Source organism: Marinifilum sp. D714, assembly GCF_030851345.1.
GTDB lineage: Bacteria > Bacteroidota > Bacteroidia > Bacteroidales > Marinifilaceae > Marinifilum.
This window is the reverse complement of the sequence record NZ_JALPNU010000056.1, coordinates 1-1411: the sequence shown is the minus strand read 5'-3', so window position 1 is coordinate 1411 and position 1411 is coordinate 1. Positions and strand designations below refer to the sequence as shown.

At 31.3% G+C, this 1411-nt stretch carries 1 protein-coding gene; it reads left to right on the top strand.

The window, feature by feature from the left end:
* The first annotated feature begins 310 nt into the window (after positions 1 to 310).
* Entirely contained in the window at positions 311 to 868 is a 558-nt protein-coding gene (locus M0051_RS19510) for a hypothetical protein (RefSeq protein WP_306743248.1), read from the top strand.
* Positions 869 to 1411: the final 543 nt, after the last annotated feature.

The window sequence follows — 1411 nt, the reverse complement described above, 5'->3', positions numbered from 1 at the left end:
GAGCGTTTTCCGCTCGTATCTATTTTCAAAGAAAATAATGTAAACACAACCCACTTGCAGCAATGTGAGTGGGTTTTTTCTTTCAACCCCCCGCTACCGAACGAAACAAAGTTTTATAAAATCAATCCTTTCGTGTGGCTTTCGGCAATAACTATAGTAACAACAAATACAGCCTGGCAGAAATGTCAGGCTTTTTTGTATTCATGAATTTATGTTACTTTAATACTCTAATTTATGGAACAGTTTATTTGTTCCTACAAACCCACTAAAACATTCATGTACTATCTAGAGTTAATCTTAAAAAACATTTATGCCATTTAAATTTATAAAATTGCCTCGTGCAAATTTCAGTATCATTTTAATAATGATTTATTGCATTACTGCCTGTAACTCTCCTCAAAAAGAAAATAATGAAGGATTTATTAGCAGGTTACATACCCCAAAAGAGAAAGACGATTGGTGCTATATTTTAGGACCAACAACACTTAATAAGCACTGGAAAGATTTTAAGTCTATTGATTGGGAAAAAGAATATTGGGAAGAAGATAAATCTGGAAATGAAAATGTGTCATTCCTAGAAGTTATGGATACTAAGAACAATACACATTTTTCAGTTTCAACTTTTCCTCTTAATAACAATTCCTTTCAATACTCAATTTGGGTAGGAAGTCGCAGTGTATATGATAAAAGTGGAAAAGAGATCGAAAAAGGATATGTCCAATGTTACTTATTAGATTCCAATGATCCAGCTAAAGTTAAGAGACTAATGGATATTTTCTTCACTAGAAATTACAAGTTATTCTTCGATGAAATTCTAAAATTGGAGTATCGCTTTGAAATTGAAGATACCTACCAAAATTTAAATTAATTTCCCAGATAGTCAGATCTTGATATCATACAAAACAAGAGATACTTTGCCACTTATACCCAATAGATAAATTTACCTTACAAAATATATAGATGATATTCTTTAAAATACAATTAACTGGTTTGTTATGCATTTTTGCATTTGATACTATTCTGAATAAAGCCAATTTATCTCAGGAAGAAATTATTAATGAATCTATAGATACTCTATATTATGAAACTGGTGAAATAAGAGCCATATTAGAAATGAAAGATTCTTTGTTACCCCCGCTGCCGCACGAATCCTTTCGTGTGGCATTTTCGGCAATAACTATAGTAACAACAAATACAGCCTGGCAGAAATGTCAGGCTTTTTTGTATTCATGAATTTATGTTACTTTAATACTCTAATTGTTTCCGAACTAAGTCATGTAATGAGTAGAAATTATAAGTTCAAAAACCCCGAAGGTGTTTATTTTGTAAGCTTTGCAGTAATTGAATGGATTGATGTATTTACCAGACTAGAATACAAAGAAATCATACTTGATAGCCTACGTTATTGTCA